The organism is Clostridium sp. (assembly GCF_036781005.1).
In the GTDB taxonomy this organism is placed as follows: Bacteria; Bacillota; Clostridia; order Clostridiales; family Clostridiaceae; genus Clostridium_B.
The window spans coordinates 40,081-60,358 of the sequence record NZ_DAIQBT010000004.1 but is presented as its reverse complement, the minus strand read 5'-3'; the positions used below and the strand labels follow the sequence as shown (position 1 = coordinate 60,358).

At 30.1% G+C, this 20,278-nt stretch carries 19 protein-coding genes; 10 read left to right on the top strand and 9 right to left on the bottom strand.

Features of this window, described 5'->3' with window-relative positions:
• Positions 1–134 precede the first annotated feature (134 nt).
• Genes V7Q02_RS02515 through rimI form a run of 4 tightly spaced genes read left to right on the top strand, consistent with a single transcriptional unit; the run spans position 135 to position 3,089 of the window.
• Positions 135–1,436: an HD-GYP domain-containing protein gene (locus tag V7Q02_RS02515; protein WP_333859387.1), complete on the top strand. Its 1,302-nt coding sequence runs from the start codon at positions 135–137 to the stop codon at positions 1,434–1,436.
• 38 nt (positions 1,437–1,474) lie between these two features.
• Entirely contained in the window at positions 1,475–1,930 is a 456-nt protein-coding gene (gene tsaE / locus V7Q02_RS02510; protein WP_333859386.1) for a tRNA (adenosine(37)-N6)-threonylcarbamoyltransferase complex ATPase subunit type 1 TsaE, read from the top strand.
• A gap of 3 nt (positions 1,931–1,933) precedes the next feature.
• Entirely contained in the window at positions 1,934–2,647 is a 714-nt protein-coding gene (tsaB, locus tag V7Q02_RS02505) for a tRNA (adenosine(37)-N6)-threonylcarbamoyltransferase complex dimerization subunit type 1 TsaB (RefSeq protein WP_333859385.1), read from the top strand.
• On the top strand, positions 2,640–3,089 hold the full coding sequence (gene rimI / locus V7Q02_RS02500; RefSeq protein WP_333859451.1) for a ribosomal protein S18-alanine N-acetyltransferase: 450 nt from the start codon (positions 2,640–2,642) through the stop codon (positions 3,087–3,089). The genes tsaB and rimI overlap by 8 nt, the downstream gene beginning before the upstream one ends.
• A gap of 230 nt (positions 3,090–3,319) precedes the next feature.
• Here rimI and tyrS read toward each other — a convergent pair whose 3' ends face one another.
• From tyrS to V7Q02_RS02485, 3 genes are all read right to left on the bottom strand, one after another.
• The gene (gene tyrS / locus V7Q02_RS02495) at positions 3,320–4,540 is read right to left on the bottom strand and encodes a tyrosine--tRNA ligase (protein ID WP_333859384.1); all 1,221 of its coding nucleotides are present in this window, start codon (positions 4,538–4,540) and stop codon (positions 3,320–3,322) included.
• A gap of 202 nt (positions 4,541–4,742) precedes the next feature.
• Positions 4,743–5,156, bottom strand: a complete 414-nt coding sequence (locus V7Q02_RS02490) for a hypothetical protein (RefSeq protein ID WP_333859383.1) — start codon at positions 5,154–5,156, stop codon at positions 4,743–4,745.
• 153 nt (positions 5,157–5,309) lie between these two features.
• Positions 5,310–6,452, bottom strand: a complete 1,143-nt coding sequence (locus V7Q02_RS02485; RefSeq protein WP_333859382.1) for an AlbA family DNA-binding domain-containing protein — start codon at positions 6,450–6,452, stop codon at positions 5,310–5,312.
• Positions 6,453–6,853: 401 nt separating this feature from the next.
• On the opposite strand from V7Q02_RS02485, the gene V7Q02_RS02480 reads away from it, so the two are divergent.
• Positions 6,854–7,018, top strand: a complete 165-nt coding sequence (locus V7Q02_RS02480) for a zinc-ribbon domain-containing protein (RefSeq protein ID WP_333859381.1) — start codon at positions 6,854–6,856, stop codon at positions 7,016–7,018.
• 54 nt (positions 7,019–7,072) lie between these two features.
• Here the strand turns inward: V7Q02_RS02480 and V7Q02_RS02475 are convergent, their stop codons facing one another.
• Positions 7,073–7,627 (bottom strand): ECF transporter S component, encoded by a 555-nt coding sequence (locus V7Q02_RS02475; protein WP_333859450.1) that lies wholly within the window; start codon positions 7,625–7,627, stop codon positions 7,073–7,075.
• 473 nt (positions 7,628–8,100) lie between these two features.
• On the opposite strand from V7Q02_RS02475, the gene V7Q02_RS02470 reads away from it, so the two are divergent.
• The 4 genes from V7Q02_RS02470 (at position 8,101) to V7Q02_RS02455 (ending at position 12,722) form a co-directional block, all read left to right on the top strand.
• The gene (locus V7Q02_RS02470; RefSeq protein WP_333859380.1) at positions 8,101–9,084 is read left to right on the top strand and encodes a phosphatase PAP2 family protein; all 984 of its coding nucleotides are present in this window, start codon (positions 8,101–8,103) and stop codon (positions 9,082–9,084) included.
• A 135-nt stretch (positions 9,085–9,219) separates the two neighbouring features.
• Positions 9,220–9,669 (top strand): pyridoxamine 5'-phosphate oxidase family protein, encoded by a 450-nt coding sequence (locus V7Q02_RS02465; RefSeq protein ID WP_333859379.1) that lies wholly within the window; start codon positions 9,220–9,222, stop codon positions 9,667–9,669.
• A gap of 178 nt (positions 9,670–9,847) precedes the next feature.
• On the top strand, positions 9,848–11,440 hold the full coding sequence (locus V7Q02_RS02460; RefSeq protein WP_333859378.1) for a peptide chain release factor 3: 1,593 nt from the start codon (positions 9,848–9,850) through the stop codon (positions 11,438–11,440).
• A gap of 223 nt (positions 11,441–11,663) precedes the next feature.
• A complete protein-coding gene (locus V7Q02_RS02455; RefSeq protein WP_333859377.1) occupies positions 11,664–12,722 on the top strand; it encodes an HD-GYP domain-containing protein in 1,059 nt (352 codons plus the stop codon).
• A gap of 66 nt (positions 12,723–12,788) precedes the next feature.
• On the opposite strand, the gene nadC is transcribed toward V7Q02_RS02455, so the two are convergent.
• The 5 genes from nadC to V7Q02_RS02430 form a co-directional block, all read right to left on the bottom strand.
• Entirely contained in the window at positions 12,789–13,619 is an 831-nt protein-coding gene (nadC, locus tag V7Q02_RS02450; protein WP_333859376.1) for a carboxylating nicotinate-nucleotide diphosphorylase, read from the bottom strand.
• Positions 13,620–13,629: 10 nt separating this feature from the next.
• Positions 13,630–15,219: an L-aspartate oxidase gene (gene nadB, locus V7Q02_RS02445; RefSeq protein WP_333859375.1), complete on the bottom strand. Its 1,590-nt coding sequence runs from the start codon at positions 15,217–15,219 to the stop codon at positions 13,630–13,632.
• A 28-nt stretch (positions 15,220–15,247) separates the two neighbouring features.
• Positions 15,248–16,159, bottom strand: coding sequence for a quinolinate synthase NadA (gene nadA, locus V7Q02_RS02440; RefSeq protein ID WP_333859374.1), 912 nt, complete (start codon positions 16,157–16,159; stop codon positions 15,248–15,250).
• Between the two features lie 405 nt (positions 16,160–16,564).
• The gene (locus tag V7Q02_RS02435; RefSeq protein WP_333859373.1) at positions 16,565–17,368 is read right to left on the bottom strand and encodes a putative ABC transporter permease; all 804 of its coding nucleotides are present in this window, start codon (positions 17,366–17,368) and stop codon (positions 16,565–16,567) included.
• Positions 17,369–17,445: 77 nt separating this feature from the next.
• On the bottom strand, positions 17,446–19,491 hold the full coding sequence (locus tag V7Q02_RS02430) for an oxidoreductase (RefSeq protein WP_333859372.1): 2,046 nt from the start codon (positions 19,489–19,491) through the stop codon (positions 17,446–17,448).
• A gap of 179 nt (positions 19,492–19,670) precedes the next feature.
• Here V7Q02_RS02430 and V7Q02_RS02425 point away from each other — a divergent pair, with 179 nt between their 5' ends.
• Positions 19,671–20,057: a DUF1523 family protein gene (locus tag V7Q02_RS02425; protein WP_333859371.1), complete on the top strand. Its 387-nt coding sequence runs from the start codon at positions 19,671–19,673 to the stop codon at positions 20,055–20,057.
• Positions 20,058–20,278 lie beyond the last annotated feature (221 nt).

Below are 20,278 nucleotides of genomic sequence, written 5' to 3'. Positions count from 1 at the left end.
TTAAAATATAATAGTTTATCAGTTTATTTTATTGTGTTAAAATTAGGTATAAAGTATAAATACAAGGCGTTTTTGAAATAACTAATAAATTTTTCTTTTAAGATACACACCCAATATTAAAGGGAGGTTTAGCCATGAAAATTAGTATGGATAAAACTATAAGAGCTATGTCAATAGCTCTGGACTTAGCTCAGACAAGTTCCAGATACAACAATTGTAGTCATAATGATGTAATTGAGGATATAACTAATGTAAATTATTCAGACCATGCATTTATGCATCACTCACTACGAACTACCTATATAGCACTGGAGATTTCCAACCAACTAGACTTAAATGAAAATAGTAAAAAACAAATCTATATATCGGCTTTATTACATGATATAGGTGCTACAGCTTGTCTCTCTAAGAGTCATTCTGCCAATTCATTTATAAAAAGTCATTGTGAAACTGGTACTAATATAACTAAATCCTTTCCCTATTTTTGTGATTTATCAAATATAATATTATATCATCATGAAAATTTTGACGGCAGCGGTGCTATGAATTTAGAAAAAAATAATATTCCTATAGAAAGTCAAGTAATAAGAATAGCTGATTTAATAGAAGTATTATATGATGAAAATATACCAAACTTTAAACAAAGAGATAGAATTATAAAGTGGGTTAAACTCAACTGCAATAAAATTTTCTCTGAAAAAATTGTAACTGCTTTTTTAAAAAATGCTTCTAAAGATATTTTCTGGCTCAATATTGAAAATATCTCTTTTGCTGAATTTATACTAGATAAAATTCGGCCTGAATTGAATATATTTATGGATATAAAAGAATTTGAACAAATATCCGAGATATTTGCAAATATAATAGATAATAAAAGTAAATTTACTGCAATTCACTCTAAAGGTATAGCAAATCTAGCTTATACAGTTTCAAATTTTCGGGGATATACAGAGGAAAAATGCTATAAAATGAAAGTGGCAGGATTATTGCATGACATCGGAAAATTAGCCATTCCCCTCAATATACTTGATAAAAATGGTTCTTTGACTTCACAGGAATTTGGTATAATAAAATCCCATGCCTACTATACTAAAATTATTTTAGATAAAATAGAGGATATACCTGATATAAGTGAATGGGCATCCAATCATCATGAAAAATTAAATGGTCAAGGATATCCGCGGGGATTAAAAGCAAATACTCTCTCTGAAGAATCCCGAATTATGGCAGTATGTGATATATACCAGGCACTTACAGAAGATAGACCTTACCGCAAGGGATTGCATATTGATAATGTATTTAATATAATGGATGAGATGGTATCCGGCGGTTTTATATGTGCCGTTGCTTTTGGATATTTAAAGGAAACAATATATTCTTTAAATTCTCCAAAGGAATACACTACAGCTTCCAATACCCATAAAAATATAGTGTAATAATGTGTTTTACAGAAAATATTTCGAGGTGAATTAATGTGGAATTTACTTTAAACAGTGTTGAAGACACTGTGAAACTGGGTGAAAAATTAGGAAACCTATTAAATCCCGGTGATGTAATTTGTCTTGATGGTGATTTAGGTACAGGAAAGACTTATTTTACCAAAGGAATAGCAAAAGGACTTCATATAAAAGAACCTATAACAAGTCCTACTTTTACAATAGTAAATGAATATGAAGGCAGGCTAAAACTCTATCATTTTGATGTATATAGAGTTAATGATATAGAAGAACTCCTCTCTTTAGGATTTGACGAGTATATTTATAGTAACGCTGTAAGTATTATAGAATGGGCTAACTATATTCATGAACTAATACCTGATGAACATATATATATATATATACATAAATTACCCGGTCAAAATCTTAATGGGAGAAAAATAATCTTAGAGTATTATGGTAAAAGATATGATTATATAAAGGAGTTAAAATAAAAAATGAAAATATTAAGCTTAGATTCTTCCACTGAATCAGCAACTTGTGCCCTATTAGATGATTATAAATTGATAGGGGAAATCACTCTAAATTCTAAAAAACAACATTCAACCATTCTTATGCCTACAATAGACATACTTTTAAAGAACTCAAACATAAATATTAATTCTCTTGACGGTTTTGTAGTTTCTAAAGGGCCCGGTTCCTTTACCGGTCTCAGAATTGGAGCCGCTGTTATTAAAGGACTAAGCCAGGGTACTGGTAAACCTTTTGTGGGAGTCTCTTCTCTGGATGCTCTTGCATACAACTTATGCTATACTCCGGGAATTATATGTCCCATATTAGATGCATTGAGAGAAAATGTATATACTGCACTTTATAGATTTGTGGATAATAAATTGGATATTCTAACTGATTATATGGCTATATCCATCAATGATTTAATTGAACTTGTAAACGAGTATTCCCAGCCTGTATGCTTTATAGGAGATGCTGTTCCAAAGTTTAAGGAAATACTCCTATCAAAGGTAAAAAATCCAAGCTTTGCACCTGTAAGTCTAAATGTAGTAAAAGCTTCCTCACTTGGTGAACTGGGTCTAAATATGCTAAACTCGGGTATAGAAGATAACATATATAATTTTGCACCTTTCTACTTGAGAAAGTCACAAGCTGAAAGGGAATATGAAAAGAAATTGGAGTCTTGTAGAAATGAATGACATAGAAATATCCTCTTTAAAAACAGAACATATCGACACAATTCTCTTGATAGATACTCTATGTTTTCCTGTACCCTGGAGCCGGGAATCTTTTAAAAGAGAAATTGAAGGCAATACCCTTGCCAGATATGTTATAGCTAAAAGTTCTGAGACAATTGTGGGCTATGCAGGTATGTGGCTCATACTGGATGAAGCTCATATAACCACCATAGCTGTTCACCCTAAATACAGGAGAATAGGTGCGGGAAATCTTCTCCTTGAATCCCTAATAGAAATCTGTAAGATTGAATCTATAAACAGTATGACCCTAGAAGTCAGAAAATCCAATATAACGGCCCAAAAACTTTACAAAAAGCATGGCTTTATAGAATCTGGTATAAGAAAGGCATATTACGGTGATAACAAAGAAGATGCCATAATAATGTGGAAATATCATATTTAACCTGAACAATCACATAATTTATAAAAACATTTCATTAACTGTTCTAAGGTTCAAATGGAGTTTGATATAAAAAATATTTTTTCTCCACCTGAATCTTATTAACAGTATTATTAGTGTCTTTAGCACCTAACCCACATTATACCTTAGGGGAAAAACACATAAAGTGCTTACATGCCCCTAAAGGAGGAGATAGGTACATAAGCTAAACTCAACTTTAAAATTACCTTTACTTATTTAAGTACAATTCTTGTATAATTTTTCTTACCTCTTCTTACAAGCAATTCTCCATTTTTAAAATAATTCTCTGTAACTTTTAGTTCTGAATCCGTTATCTTTTCACCATTTATAGTAAGCCCATTCTGCTTTATAAGCCTTCTTGCCTCACTTTTTGACGGTAATATATGCATATCAGCCAATAACTCAATTACGGAGCAACCTAAGCTGCTTTTATTTAATTCCATGGTTGGTACATTATTTAGGTTTTCTCCTCCGGAAAACAAGGCTTCTGCGGCTTCTTTAGCTATTTTGGCCTCTTCCTCACCATGTATAATTTTAGTAACCTCATAGGCAAGTACTTTTTTAGCCTCATTTATTTTTTCCCCTGGAAGGGAGGATAACCTACTTACCTCATCCATAGGCAGAAAAGTTAAAAGCAAAAGACATTTTCTTACATCTGCATCATCTATATTTCTCCAGTACTGATAAAAATCATAAGGGGATGTTTTTTCCTTATCCAGCCATATGGCTCCTCCTTCAGTTTTTCCCATCTTTTTGCCATCACTTTTAGTTAAAAGAGTAAAAGTCATTCCAAAAGCAGATTTTCTCTCTTTTTTCCTAATTAGATTTACCCCTGCTATTATATTGGCCCATTGGTCGTCTCCTCCAAGTTGAAGGGTACATCCGTATTTTCTGTTTAATTCTAAAAAGTCATATCCCTGCATTAACATATAATTGAACTCAAGAAAAGTTAATCCTTTTTCCATCCTTTGCTTAAAGCACTCTGCTGTAAGCATTTTATTCACAGAAAAATGCACTCCTATTTCTCTCAAAAAATCAACATAATTTAAATTCATAAGCCAATCAGCATTGTTTACCATTATAGCTTTTTCATCTTCAAAATTTATGAACCTGGAGAACTGTTTTTTAAAGCACTCAGCATTGTGCTGTATTTGCTCTTTTGATAACATTTTTCTCATATCGGTTTTTCCTGTGGGATCACCAATCATTGCAGTACCGCCTCCAAGCAAAGCTATAGGTCTATGTCCTGCTTTTTGCATATAGGACATGACCATCATCTGAAGAAAATGTCCTATATGCAAACTGTCTGCTGTAGGATCGAATCCTATATAAAATGTTATCTTTTCTTTTCTCAATAATTCTCTCACTTCATCTTCATGAGTAATTTGCTTTATGTAACCACGTTCTAATAATATGTCATAAACGTTATCCAACTTGTATCCCTACCTTTCAAATAACCAGCAAAGTTGTTATACGTTATAGTATATATTTAAACCTTCTTTTTATCAACTATAATCGGCTTTACCAGAATCTCCTACTAAGTAAAATTTTAAGACTGGAAAGGTTTCCAGTCTTAAATATATAAAATCACCATTATTTTCTAATTAATAACATAACCAACTATGCCAGCATCAATTATGCTGCCACATACTTCATTATAAACTGAGGCATTTTTCCTTCATCTTCATTTACACTTATATAAAAATCTACATTATATTCCTCGGCCAATTTTTCAATATTATAAAACAAATGCGACACATTTTCAAGATTTTCATCTATAATATTGAGTAATCCATCCACAAAAATTGTATCAATATCATAATCTTTTGAAAGTATGCCACACAAAAAACCGTAAAAACTTTCCATTTTTCTCAATTTAAAATCACTTGTTACTATAAACCTAATTTCTCTGTTCAATTGACACATAGGTCCTTTATCATCGTCTATATATACAACATGCCCCCTCCCTATCATTGCCTTTTCATTGGCCAAATTAATTAACTCCTTGGTCTTTCCTGAGCCTCTTTTACTGCAGAATACATTAATCATTTTTACCACCCCTTTAATTTAATACAATAGGTGCCATTCTCATAATCAAATTATATTTAAATTATATAATGTTCAGAATATTTTTTCAATACATAAATGAGAAATTCTTTTTTAAAAAATTATATATTTTTACATTTTTTATAGTCCATCTCTTTATTCAAATTTTTTAATTCCAGGGTAAATAATTTTGAAGTCATTGTTTTTTATAGAGTTTATAAATTTAACTGTATTTTTGAAGACCTTTTTCATTTTATTGAATCCTGTGGGAGTTCTTACAAGCCTTTTTTTCGTATCCAATGCAATTATCTTTTCATATACCCACATATTTCTTTTAACATAATTATATTCATTTCTGTTCCTTTTATGCTCTAAAATACCTGGTCCTGTAACTATTATACTGTTAAAATCTATTATAACTTCTATAATTCTATAAAAGTCCGAATAATCTCTATATATTATGGCATCTCTTATTCCCTCCTTTACAAATTCTAAAGGATAGGATTTGGCAGTTACAATTTTTTCTATGATATTCTCCGTTTTATCCATTATAGATATAAGATCTCCTTGAATTATACTAATTGGAATAAAATTTTTATTAACCTTATTAACTATTTTTATCATATTATGAGGTATGTATACATTATTGTTCCTAGAAAAAATTAATAATCCCCCTAGCGTAGCCATATATTTTCCTGAATCCTTATCCAGATATATTATTGAAGTATTCTCCATCAATTCTAATTTATTTTCATCTGTAACATCTATTCCTTGAAAAGAAAAATATTTATTTACCAGTTCACTGTCTATGCAATTCAAATTACTGCGAGGTATTGGACATAATTCTATACTTATACTCAAATTTTTTTCAAGTGCAGAAACTATTTCCTGCTTACGCATAGTGTCATTTGTGGATCCTCTTCTTATATAAAAAGAACCATTATCCCTCATTTGATATGGCTTCTGAGGACCATCATATATAGTTATAATAGCTATTTTTTTACCTTCATATTTAAATGTTTCCAGTGAAATCGGTATGGGTGGATCTATTCTGGAACTTATTATCTGTTGTATTTTTTCCTCATCAAAATTCACTTCCCCTATGCCAAGTATTCTTTTAGTTTTATCTTCAACACCTATTATAAGGTAGCCTCTTCCTCCCCTAGAATTGGCTATAGCACATACATCTTTAGCCAGTTCCTTCTTTCCACTATCACTATCTATATTTATATATTGCTTAAAATCCAGCTTAGGTCCTTCTATCTTTTTTAATAAATTAAGAAATTTTTTAATATCCATGAAAATAACCTCAATATTTATATGTATATTTTTAATTATACTCTATAAAAGTTAATTTAATTATAATCTATTGTTATTATTTTATAGATTTTTCATAGAATTTTAATTTACATAGATAATATTATATTTATTTAAAGGCCTTTCAAAAGTCTTAAATTATGTAAACTAAAAATGTTCCAAATTCCTCCCTTACCAGCTATATCAGGCTATTGCAAAAAACAATATTTTTCTAAAACATTGTTTTTTTATTAGAATATGGTATAATGAGCATAGAGTTTTACTCTAACTATAAATATTTTTTATATAATGTTAGGTCAAATTTTTTCAAGGTACTATATTCTCCTTAATCCTGGAGGTAGATTATCAAGAATAAAATTAGTCCTAGGTTTAAGGAGGTTTTTATGACGGATAAAACAATTGTATGTAAAGATTGTGGAAAAGAATTTATATTTACAGAAGGTGAACAGGAATTCTACAAAGAAAAAGGATTTGAAAATGATCCTGTAAGATGTATAGATTGTAGAAGAAAAAGAAAAGCTGAAAAAAATAGAATGAGACCTAGGTAATAATTTTAGGAGGGCTGAAGTCCCTCCTACTTATTATTTGTAAACAAATCTAAATTAAATTTTCCCTTTTAATATCCTGCTTAAAGGCAATGCTATAGCCATACCCACTAAACTTTGAGCTATATTTCCAGGAATTTCTCCCGCAGATACTACAAATGCTTTGACTAAACTTAAATTAGCTACAAAATGCATCATTAAAGCACCCACCACATAATAAGCTGATATCATCCATATACATGCTATGATAAATGCAAATAAATTATTTAAAAACTTCTCTCCATTATTTCCTTTTCTATAGGCAATAGCTGCAGCAATCCACGCCATGATTCCTTTTATGAAAAAGGTAAACGGAGCCCAAACAACATAGGGTGAAAGAATATCAAATAAGCACATTCCCACCGCAGCTGAAAAAAATCCTTTTCTTTTTCCAAGTATTATGGCTCCCAAAAGTACCATGCTGTCTCCAAGATGTACAACTCCTTTAAATATAATGCCCGGTGTAGGTATATTGATTATAGCTGTAGAAATATAAACTATCGCAGCCATAAGTGCCACTTGTACCATATCTTTTACCTTAAGACTGTTAAGTTCTAATTTTTTTTGTTCTATCAAAATATATTCACCCTCTCTTTATAAACTAATACTATTATATTTTTTTTTATAAAAAAATCAAATGTACCCATACAATTTAAAAAACTAATTTTTACTTTAATAACTTTATAGATTAAAGGCAATAATATAATATATACAGTTTATTGAAAGAACTAATTCAAATACATTTGAATTATAGAATGTAAAATACTAAAACTATCAAGGAGTACTTAATATGACATTTTTCAAATGGCTCTGCAGCCTTATACTAATATTCCTATTTGTAGGCATAATACTAAAAATAGGAGCTATATTTATAAATATACTGCTTTTAATATGTACTTTCATTTTTACTATAGATATATTATTTATTAAAAAAAAGGGCTTTAAATAATTAAAAAATATACCCTTTTTACTTAAAATATTTTCATATACTTTCCTTTTTGCTAGTGATATAATTTATTCTGTGTATGAGAGGGAGGTATATTTTTATGTGCAAATTTATGGGAAAAGCATCCACTATAGCCATATATAAATTTCATAACTCACTAAACTGGATAAAAAATTATTATTTTATACTTATAGGTTCATGTCTTTTTTTATTATCCATATATGATACTTTTTGTCCGTCTATTGTTCATGGACAAACTATACATATGTTCATACTGGCACTAATATGTTTTTCTGCTTATTCAGATATACGAAGGGATATAAATAAAATTCCATTTTTAATACTATGTACCTTATTTTTTATGTTTATATTTTATATAAATAAAAATGGCTATAATTTTTGGGGAAAAATGCTAAAATGGCAAATAAGCAGAACTATAGTAGTAAATTTAAATCCTATATTTGCCTACATACCTTTTAATAATGGTAGTTTTACAAGAATTTATAAATCTGAAACTTTAACCTGGTTTTTCAGAATAGTCTATAATAACGGATTCGTACTGCCCGTATTACTTGCCCTATACAGATCTGCCATAATAATGGATTTAAAAAAGATGATAAGATATGTCTTATCCGCACATATACTGCAAGTATTTCTAATAACCCCTTTTTACCTTACTTTTCATCTCCAAGAGGTTTGGTATGTACTTAAACATCCTGATGGATTAGCCAGGCATTTGAGTGCTAATGCCGCTGCCGGCGTCACTCTTAACTGTTTTCCATCCATGCATACATCAATATCTTTTGCCATGTTTTTACTTGCACTAAGAGAAGAAAATAAATTATTTAAATTTTTATTTGGTTTTTTCTGCCTTAGTATAATATACTCAACTCTATACCTGGAAATCCACTGGGTACTGGATGTTATTGCTGGAATGGCATTAGGCTACATAGCTGTGAAACTGACAGATTTTATATTATACAAAATTAAAATTCTTCTAAAAAAGCCCTTAGATGTATTTTACTATAAAAATAAGGATTCTATATACATAGATAGTATTTATGTAAGTAATATTAAAGATTAAATAGATAGAACTTACACAAAAAAATTTCACTATAATTGCCAAACCTACTATAATGAATACGATTCATTGACATATTATTTATATATAAGTAATATGTAAAGTGAGGATACTTATATTTATGAAAGGATGATTGAAATGAGTAAGATTTTAGACAATACTCTTCCTGCTGAAGTTATAGATTTATTTAATAAAGAACTAACTACAGCTATAATATCAACAGTTACGGAAGATGGTTTTCCCCATGCTATGCCTGTACATTTAATGTTTGCACCAGATCATTCCACTATTAGACTTGCTTTAATGTGTGTACATAAAACCGTAGCAAATATTAAAAATAATTCAAAGGCATTTATAACAATTTTAGAAGGACATGATATAGCACTTGGAATAAAGGGAAGTGCCAAGGTAATAAGAGAGCCTATGAATAATAGTTCTGCTATGTGTATGGTTGAATTTAAGGTAGAAGAAATAAAAAGTGATACAACTCCTACAGTAATAGTTGTAGAAGGTATTCGCAACGTTCATAGAACTGAAAAGACTAAACCTTTCTTCAGGGGAATGTTTGATGAATTATACAAAGGTTAAAGTTTAATTGTAAAAACACCAGGTATTTAAAACAATACCTGGTGTTTTAAATTGAATCTTAAGGTATTTAAAATTCATAAGAACAACTTGATACTGCTTGGAATATCATAAGTTGACATTAACATATAATAAAGTTAAAATCAGTGATGAAACTAATAAAAAAAGGAGCGAAAAGGTAGTGGCAGACTTAAAGAAAGAGATAGAGAGAAGAAGAACATTTGCAATAATATCTCATCCTGATGCTGGTAAAACAACTCTTACTGAAAAATTGTTATTATACGGTGGTGCCATACGACTTGCCGGTTCAGTTAAAGCTAGAAGAGCATCCAAACATGCAGTATCAGATTGGATGGATATAGAAAAACAAAGAGGTATTTCCGTAACTTCATCAGTAATGCAATTTAACTATAACAATTATTGTATAAATATCTTGGATACACCAGGTCACCAGGATTTCAGTGAGGATACATATAGAACTTTAATGGCAGCAGATAGTGCTGTTATGGTAATAGATGCGGCAAAGGGAGTAGAATCACAAACAAAAAAACTTTTTAATGTATGCAGCCTAAGAGGAATTCCCATATTTACATTTATAAATAAAATGGATAGAGAAAGTAAAGATCCTTTTGAATTAATGGAAGATTTAGAGGACGTACTAGGCATAAAATCATACCCTATGAATTGGCCCATAGGCTCTGGAAAAGATTTCAAAGGAGTATATGACAGGAAAAAAAGTTTAATAGAAATATTTAATGGTGGCAATCATGGTCAAACAGCTGTAGAATCTATGGAAGGCAATGTAGAAGATACTGTATTTAAAGATCTACTTGGAGAAAATCTCCATAAAAAACTTATGGAGGACATAGAACTTTTAGATATAGCTGGAGACGAATTTGATTTGGATAAAGTTAAAAAAGGTTCTCTTACTCCTGTATTTTTCGGCAGCGCTCTAACTAACTTTGGAGTTGAACCCTTTCTTAAAGAGTTTTTGAACTTAACTACAGCTCCCCTGTCAAGAGAATCCGATAGTGGAGAAATCGATGCTTTTGATTCTAACTTTTCAGCTTTTGTATTTAAAATACAGGCTAATATGAATCCATCTCACAGAGACAGGATTGCATTTATGAGAATATGTTCTGGTAAGTTCAAAAAAGGAATGGAAGTATATCATGTACAGGGAGGAAACAAGGTTAAACTGTCTCAGCCTCAACAATTTTTAGCTCAGGACAGAGAGATTATTGAAGAAGCCTATGCAGGAGATATAATAGGTGTATTTGATCCTGGTATTTACAGCATAGGAGATACTTTATGTTCTCCCACTAAAAAATTTAAATTTGAGAGCATTCCTTCATTTGCTCCAGAGCACTTTGCAAGAGTTAAAACCATAGATACCATGCGCAGAAAACAATTTATAAAGGGTATCAGTGAGATCTCTCAGGAAGGTGCTATCCAAGTATTTAAAGAACTCCATATAGGCATTGAAGAAATTATTGTAGGGGTAGTTGGTATACTTCAACTGGAAGTACTGGAATACAGAATGAAAAATGAATACAATACAGATATAAAAATAGATATATTACCATATAGATTTATAAGGTGGATAGAACATTCTGACACAAATTTGGAAAATTTGATTTTAACAAGTGATACTAGAAAAGTAACCGATTTAAAAGATAGAAATATATTGATCTTTCAAAGCGAATGGTCCATCAGCTGGGCTTTAGAACACAATAAAGGTATAAAATTATCGGATATAGGTATAATGGAATAATAAATTGTCTTATTGCTTTGGAAAATGTTGCTGTAAATTAAAATTATCTTCCATATAGAACATTTACATCTTACATATAAATCACAGAAATTATATTTAAATATAATTTTCAATATAAATAAAAAATTTTTTAAAATATGTTTAGAAATATTTAAATACTACGATAAGATAACTAGAGTTTTTGTGAATTATTAGTGCAATTAATTGTAATGAGGTGAAACACGTGTTGTGGAAGAAAAAATTATTACAAGTTAGTGAATTGAAACCAGGAATGATATTGGCAAATGATGTAGTTTTTGAAAACAAGGTTCTTCTTGGAAAGGATATGACTATTACAGAATCCTCCTTAATCCATCTAAAACACAATTATATTATAGATAAAGTAGAAGTGTACTTGGAAGATGACTCTATTGAACCATTAACCTTCAAAACAAAAACCGTAGAAGAAATTGAAAATACCTTTAATGAATTTTCTTCTAATTTAGAGGATATATTCGATAAAATATCTCACTTAAAAGTTAGTGAAATAGACGAAATAAGAATTTTTTCAAAAAAAATACAAGATGAATTTAACTCCACAGGTATCGTTATTAGAAATATAATCTTCTATGGCAGCGGAAAAAATAATATTTACAGACATAGCGTAAATGTGGCAGCTATAAGCTTTATACTAGGTAAATGGCTTGGACTTAATGAAAGAGAAATAAATCTATTAACTTACTCTGCAGTACTGCATGACTTTGGCAAAATGAAATTGGATAAAAAAATATTGCTTAAAAAGACCAAACTTACCTCTTCAGAATGTGAGCTTTTAAAGACTCACTCTGTAATAGGTTATAATTTTGTTAAAGAAATACCTTATTTAGACAGTTCTGTATCAAGAGGGATATTGATGCACCATGAAAGAATGGATGGTTCTGGATATCCTCTAGGTATTAAAGGTGATAAAATCCACAAGTTTGCTAAGATAATAGCTATTGCAGATTTATTTGATAGAGTGAATTCAAATACCTACTCAAAAAAAATCAATGGTCCCTTTGATGCATTAAAAGTAATCCAGGAGGAGAGTTTTCAAAAATTTGACCATGCATATTGTAGTATGTTTTTAAATCATATAATAAATTACTTTATGGGTGAAAATGTGATGTTAAATAATAAGCATTCCTGCAAAGTTATCCAAGTTCATATAAACGATTTGACAAACCCCCTCTTACTTGGGAAAAATGGATTTTTAGATTTAAAAAAAGAGAAGGATCTATATGTTACAAAACTTACCCTATAATAAAATAAATAGAGTTAAAGAATAAATTTAATTATCTTTAACTCTATATTTTTACTTGAGACAAAATTACTGAAATTTTAAACTTATATCTAAAGCTCTTACAGAATGAGTAAGACTTCCCATAGATATTATATCCACTCCAGTAGATGCAATATGCTCTACATTGTCCTCATTTACATTTCCAGAAGCTTCTAAAAGCACCCTTTTATCTACAAATTCTACTGCCTTTCTCATATGATTTATATCCATGTTATCCAGCATAATTACATCCACTTTGGCATCAAGAGCTTCTTGAAGCTGGTCAAAATTTTCTACTTCCACTTCAATTTTAGTAGTAAAAGGAATGTTACTTTTTACTCTTTCTACTGCTTCTTTTATAGAACCTGCTGCTTTTATATGATTATCCTTAATCATTACAAAATCCGATAAATTCATTCTATGGTTGTATCCTCCACCCATCCTCACAGAATATTTATCTAAAATTCTGAATCCAGGAAGAGTTTTTCTTGTATCTACTATCTTAACGTTATAACCTTTTACCAGTTGAACTATTTTAAAAGTTTTAGTAGCAATGCCGCACATTCTCTGCATTATATTCAAAGCAACTCTTTCTCCCTTTAATATATTACTAGAACTGCCTTCTATATAAGCTATAGTATCTCCCTTTTTCACTTCATGTCCATCTTTTAGATATTTTTCAAATACTATACTCTTGTCTAAAATTTGGAATACCCTCTCCGCTACCTCTATACCAGCTACAATTCCATTTTCTTTTGCAATGAACTTTCCTTTTGAAATCTCCTGTCCACAGAATAAATTATCCGTAGTAACATCTCCATAATTTATATCTTCTATAAGACTATTTTTAATTAATTTATCAATTACCAAATAATTCAAATATATCACCTCAAATTTGCCCTGCTAGACTGCGTTTAGAATACTCCTGAACATAATTGCTCCCTATAGACGCTTTACTGTCTAAGATGGACTTCACAATAGCACCTGATACCTGATACATATTATAGACCTCCATAGAATATACATCATTAAAATTACAATTGTCAATTTCATATAAAACACTATTTATATACTTTAACACTTTTTTAAGTTTATCTACACTTCTAACTATACCTGCGGTATCTTCCATAAAATTTTTCAAATTTCCTCTTAATGTAGAAAAATCGAATTTCGTATGTTCAGATTTTACCCCATTAAAAGAAGATCTTATACTGATATTATTTATATCCTCATAATCTAAATACTTTTTCTGTGTAATTCTGTAGGAAATATCCATTGCTGCTCTCTTTCCAAAAACCAGTGCTTCCATAAGAGAATTACTCGCCAGACGATTAGCTCCATGTACTCCTGTACAGGCACATTCTCCTACTGCATAAAAATTTTCAATATTAGTTCTTCCACATAAGTCTGCTTTTATTCCTCCCATAAAATAATGTGCTGCAGGAGTTACAGGTATATAATCCTTATTCATTTCTATTCCTTTACTTTCACACTCAGAATAAATAGTGTTAAATCTACCTTTGAGAAAATTCTTATCGTACATGGTTATATCCAGATAAACATATTCAGTTTTAGTTTTATCCATCTGATCTTTAATAGCTCTGGCCACAACATCTCTAGGTGCCAATTCCATTCTGTCATCATATTCGCTCATAAATCTTTCCTTATTTACATTTCTAAGTACAGCTCCTTCTCCCCTTACTGCTTCTGATATTAAAAACAATTTATCTTTTACATCCTTAGAATAAAAAGCTGTTGGATGGAACTGTATGTACTCCATATTGTCCAAATTTACACCTGCTCTAAGTGCCATAGCAATTCCATCCCCTGTAAGTATATCTACATTTGTAGTTTTTGAAAATAATTGTCCAATTCCTCCTGATGCCACTACACAAAACTTAGTATTAAAATAAAAGAATTTGTTATTATAGTAGGCAGTTATACCTTTATATACTTTTTTACTATCAACCATATCTATAGCAAAAATATCAGTTATAACAGTTATATTGGAAGCCTCTTTCACGTTTTTTATAAGTACATCCATTACTCCTTTTCCTGTAGAATCTCCATGAACATGAAGTATTCTCGGTATAGAATGATTTCCTTCTAAAGATCTATAGAAATCGCCTAATGAATTTCTGTCAAAATCCACTCCCAACTCCACTAGACTGTCAATTGCCTCCTGGGACTCATTTATAAGCACATTAACTGCATCTAAATTATTTACATAACACCCTGCATTTATGGTATCTTTTACATGAAGTTCCCTATTGTCATTTTTTATACTGGCAGCAATTCCTCCCTGCGCCAAATAAGAATCACAATCCTCCATATTTTTCTTACTTAAAACTACTATTTTTAAATCCTTTGGCAGCATCAATGCCGTATATAATCCTGCTATTCCTGCCCCAATTATTGCTACATCAAAACTTTGGTCAATAACAAAATTTTCATTATAATCAACTAGATATCTTTTCAATTTATATCCCTACCTTATTAATATAAATTTATTCAATACTTATCATTTTTTCAAGAGAACCTAGTGCCTTTATTCTTACATTTTCAGGAACAGAAACTTCATACTGCATATTCATCAAAGAATTATATACATCCACAAGTCTTGTCATTTTCATATTCTCACATACAAGTCTTGGACTGAGCAAATAAAATTGCTTCCCAGGATTATCCTTTTTCATCTTGTGCAACACGCCTACTTCAGTACCTATAATAAATTCCTTTCCATCAGAATTTTTTGCATAATTTATTATAGCGGAAGTACTTCCCACAAAATCTGCATTTTCCCTTATTTCCTCTGAGACCTCTGGATGTACCAGCATTTCAGCCTCTGGATGTTCTTCCTGTGCTTTTATCACATCATCTATAGTTATTCTGGCATGGGTAATACAATGTCCTGCCCAAGGTATAATCTCTTTATCAGGAACCTGTTCCGATACATATCCTGCTAGATTTTCATCTGGTACAAATAATATTTTATTGGATTTTGAATTCTCAACTACTTTCACTGCATTTGAGGAAGTACAGCTCACATCACTTACAGACTTAACCTCTGCAGAAGAATTTACATAACATACAACCTCTGCATCTGGATATTTTTTCTTTTCCACTTCCAACTGTTCCTTGGTTATAGAATCTGCCAAAGGGCATCCTGCATATTTTGAAGGAATTAAAACTGTTTTATCTGGTGACAAAATTTTAGCACTTTCTGCCATAAATTTTACCCCGCAAAAAACTATAACCTTATTGTTAGTGTTTGCTGCCGCTCTGCTAAGTGCAAGAGAATCTCCAACAATATCTGCTATATCCTGAACTTCTGGAAGTTGATAATTATGTGCCAATATACAGGCATCTCTTTCTATTTTTAGTCTGTTTATTTCCTTTACCAAAAATAAATCATCCATAGTTTACACCTCTGAATCCATATTTTATACATGTAACTAAGTAGCGAGCTCTTAAAATAATTAAACATTTTAATTATAAGATTTACCGCTTCTCTGTATATACATCAGTATATACTATTTTTTCTCTTTTAACAATACATACGTCAAACATAAAAATGATAATATTATTATCCCTTGTATTCTCATATGTATACGAAAAAATTATGCTGGATTCAATTGTAGATTCAGCCATTTAGAAGAGCTACTTTATGAATAAAAAATAAGCACCTAAATAAAGGTACTCATTTTTAATATATACAATAATTTTGGGATTAGGTATTGTACTAAAATTATATCATACTTTTGTAACATTTTCCATAAACTTTAGAATAGAGTCTATTTTTAAGCCATTTTGTAAAAACTTAACTAATTATTTTTATTTCTTGCTTTGTATATTATATTCTTTTTAAGAATTTCAAGGGAATCAAAATATCTGTTAGACTTAATATGAGGAAATGCCTTAATAAGTCTTGTATAGAATTTATTCTTTTTTATAAGATTTATATACCTTTTTTTAAGTTCAATTGTCCCTCTGGAAAAATTTTCATATTTCTTTTTAAGTTCAAGAGCCTCTTCTGATATATCCTCTCCTAATTCATCTGAGGTTTCCCTTATTTTAATCCCCAGCTCTTGAATTTTTCTTAATGTGATATTAAATTTTAGTATGGTATTCACAGAAGCTATTAAATCAATAATAAATAAAATTATAATAATTACAGCACAAATTTGCACTAGAATATATGGAAGCAAGTTAACAACACCTGAAATAACAGGATGAACGATTCTAATAAGAAAGATACATGCAACACCCCAAGCAAGTGAAAATTTCAAACATATATAACCTTTAATATTAAAAGGCATATGAGAATAATCCCACCATTTATTATAAAATACCTTTTCAAGTACAAGTCCTGTTATATATTCAAGCAAGGAGGTTATAAAAACAGACCCTACAAATAACAAAAATAAATTATTTTTAAAAGGAGCAAAACAAACTATAATTATTACGGCTCCAAAGCCATATATGGGACACACAGGTCCATTAACAAACCCTCTATTTACAAATTTTCCTGCGTTTACTGCTGCATAAACTACTTCAAGACACCATCCTAAAAATCCATATATAGCAATATAAAGTACTATATCATAAAATAAAAATCCAAAAATCATGCATAAATACTCCTTAAATATGATAGATTAAAATATACTATAGTAAATATTATCTATAGTATATTTTAAATTAATTTTTATAGATTATACGCACTCTCAAATCCCGTTTCCATGGCATTTCGTATTCTTCCAGGATTTCTGGCATCTCCTATTACTCTCACTGTATAAAATTTTGACTTTATCTCATCTATAAGTTCTTTATTAGACCTTGTACCTAATGATATGACTATATAATCAAAATTATATTCTTTCAATTCTCCATAAGGAAGTACCTTAAATACAGCTGTATTATTTTTTATACTGATTAATTTGTGTGTAGTACTCATTTCTACATTATATTCTTTTAGCCTTCCTTGAATATCCATTAAATTTTGAAAGAATACACCGGCTCCTATGGTATCTCCCATCTCAAATACAGTTACATTATTATTCTTTGATGCTAAAAATTCCGCAGTTTCAAGACCTGTCATTCCAGAACCTATTACTGCAACTTTTTTATTATAAATTTCTATTTTCCCAGATAATACATCCACAATAGTAAATACATTTTCCCCACGAATGCCGCTTATTGACTCTGGTATTATAGGACTTGAGCCCTCTGCTATAAATACTGCATAAGGATTTAATTTTTTAATTTCATCAATATTAGGTGCTTTGTTAAGTCTTATTTCTACCCCTAACTTATGGACTTGTGATTGTAAATAATTTATAAGCCATGATATTTTTTCTTTTTTAGGAGGTTTATTTGCCAAATTAAGTTGGCCTCCTACCCTATCTGATTTTTCAAATATTACAGGTTTAAAATTTCTCATGGCAAGCACTCTTGCAGCTTCAAGTCCTGAAGGACCAGCTCCTAATATAACTACCACTCTTCCATCACCATTTTTCTTCATATTACAATATTGAAGTTCTTTTCCTGCTTGAATGTTTATACTGCATTCTATAGGATTTCCTGTATCCATTCCACTAAATAAAGTTTCTATACAATGAAGACAAGATATACAAAGTCTTGATTCATAAGCCCTGTTTTCTTTTGCTTTGTTGGCCCAATTTGGATCTGCAAAATGAAGTCTCGCAGACCCTACAAAATCTGTACGACCTTCCCCTATTATCTTATCTGCATAGGCTGCTTCTCTTATCACTGCCGCTGATATTACAGGAATATTAATTGATTTTTTTATTTCTTCTGCAAGATATAACTTCCATCCTTGAGGAAAAGATATAGGCTCCCAGGATACATTCATGGTTTCATAAATACCAGCGCTTACATCTATTGCATCAACCCCTATTTTCTCTAAATATTTTGCAATTTCAACCCCATCTTTCAAAAGTATTCCATCTCCAAGTCCATTTCTCCTTAAAAATTCGTCTACAGACAACCTAGCTATAACCGGATAGTCTTGTCCACATTTTTCTCTTATTCCTATAATTATTTCTTCAATAAATTTCATTCTGTTTTCAAAATTTCCGCCATATTTATCAGTTCTTTTATTTGTATAAGGACTTAAAAATTGATTAATCAAATATCCATGAGCACCATGTATTTCAACCCCATCAATACCTGCTGCTTTCACCCTACAGGCAGCATTTATAAAATTCTGTACTAATTCCTCCACCTCTTTTGTAGTCATTTCCCTTGTTTCTTGATGTACTACATCACATTCAGTTCTGCTTGGTGCCATCATAGGTTTGTTACCGTTTACTTGACAAAAACCCTGCCTCCCTGGATGATGGAGTTGAATAAATATTCTACCCCCATTTTTATGTACAGCATCAGCTAACTTCTTAAGACCAAGGATATATTTGTCATCAGCAGCAGATAATTGCTGTCTGTCAGCTACTCCATTTTCATCATTTACTCTTGTTACCTCTGTAATTATAAGACCAATACCACCCTTTGCCCTCTCTGCATAAAAAGCAATCATCTCATCTGATACAGTGGCATCTTTATTATTTAAACAATTCTCCATGGGAGTCATTACTATTCTGTTCTTTAATTCCAAATTCCCAATTTTTCCTTTAGAAAATAAATTTTTATATATACTTTTTTCTTGAGAATTTTCCATATCTTTCATTATGTTTTTTACCATATCCTGAATTTTATTCATATAAAAATTACCCATAAAAATATCTCCTTTATTTAAATTAAATGATTTAATTTAAAAAATATTTTAACTAATTACATTCTACTATTTTGTCACGCTTCTGTCTATATACAGACTTTATATAAAAAATTATAAAATACTATTTTAATTAAAATAAGAATATTAATAAAAAAGCAAGTATTTATGAAGAGGAGTTTATGAGAAAAAATAATTTTTATAGGATTCCACTCAATAAACACTTAAAATCCAGAATAATTATAACAATAATTATGATTATTGTTATATGGTTTCTAATAACAATTCTTCCACACTTTTTTAGAAACACCTATGTAGTAACCATCGCAAGTAAACAAATAAAAAATCAGAATACCAAAGATATAAAATATATTATATACACTCAAATGGAAGATGGCACTATCAAGGCCTTTAAAAATGATAACAGCATACTGGAATTTAAATTTAATTCCGAAGATATATATAGGGGACTTATGATAAGAAGAAAATATGAAATTAAAACTTATGGATTTAGAATAATCCCTTTAGCATCTTACGAAAATATTACAACAGTCAAACGAATCAATTAATTCTAACTTTATTATATGATTCATAGAAAAAAGACGCCTCCAAGGGCACCTTTTTTCTTGTCTAAATTTAATACCTAAATACATATCATATATCATTTATAGGAGATTCATATTTTTATAGGTTTATTTAAAACCATCTCTTGCACATATTATATTACTATTTTGATAAAAAATCAATATATTTTATAATAATTTAATAAAAATATTATATTAAAATTTAA

Bases quoted from the DNA above. Each gene is read 5' to 3' on its own strand.
- nadA (WP_333859374.1), bottom strand. From the start codon at position 16,159: ATGGATGATTTATTTTTGGTAAAGGAAATAAACAGACTAAAAATAGAA.
- V7Q02_RS02430 (WP_333859372.1), bottom strand. From the start codon at position 19,491: ATGGGTAATTTTTATATGAATAAAATTCAGGATATGGTAAAAAACATA.
- rimI (WP_333859451.1), top strand. From the start codon at position 2,640: ATGAATGACATAGAAATATCCTCTTTAAAAACAGAACATATCGACACA.
- V7Q02_RS02465 (WP_333859379.1), top strand. From the start codon at position 9,220: ATGAGTAAGATTTTAGACAATACTCTTCCTGCTGAAGTTATAGATTTA.
- V7Q02_RS02435 (WP_333859373.1), bottom strand. From the start codon at position 17,368: ATGATTTTTGGATTTTTATTTTATGATATAGTACTTTATATTGCTATA.
- V7Q02_RS02470 (WP_333859380.1), top strand. From the start codon at position 8,101: ATGTGCAAATTTATGGGAAAAGCATCCACTATAGCCATATATAAATTT.
- tsaB (WP_333859385.1), top strand. From the start codon at position 1,934: ATGAAAATATTAAGCTTAGATTCTTCCACTGAATCAGCAACTTGTGCC.
- V7Q02_RS02515 (WP_333859387.1), top strand. From the start codon at position 135: ATGAAAATTAGTATGGATAAAACTATAAGAGCTATGTCAATAGCTCTG.
- V7Q02_RS02480 (WP_333859381.1), top strand. From the start codon at position 6,854: ATGACGGATAAAACAATTGTATGTAAAGATTGTGGAAAAGAATTTATA.
- V7Q02_RS02490 (WP_333859383.1), bottom strand. From the start codon at position 5,156: ATGATTAATGTATTCTGCAGTAAAAGAGGCTCAGGAAAGACCAAGGAG.
- V7Q02_RS02425 (WP_333859371.1), top strand. From the start codon at position 19,671: ATGAGAAAAAATAATTTTTATAGGATTCCACTCAATAAACACTTAAAA.
- V7Q02_RS02485 (WP_333859382.1), bottom strand. From the start codon at position 6,452: ATGGATATTAAAAAATTTCTTAATTTATTAAAAAAGATAGAAGGACCT.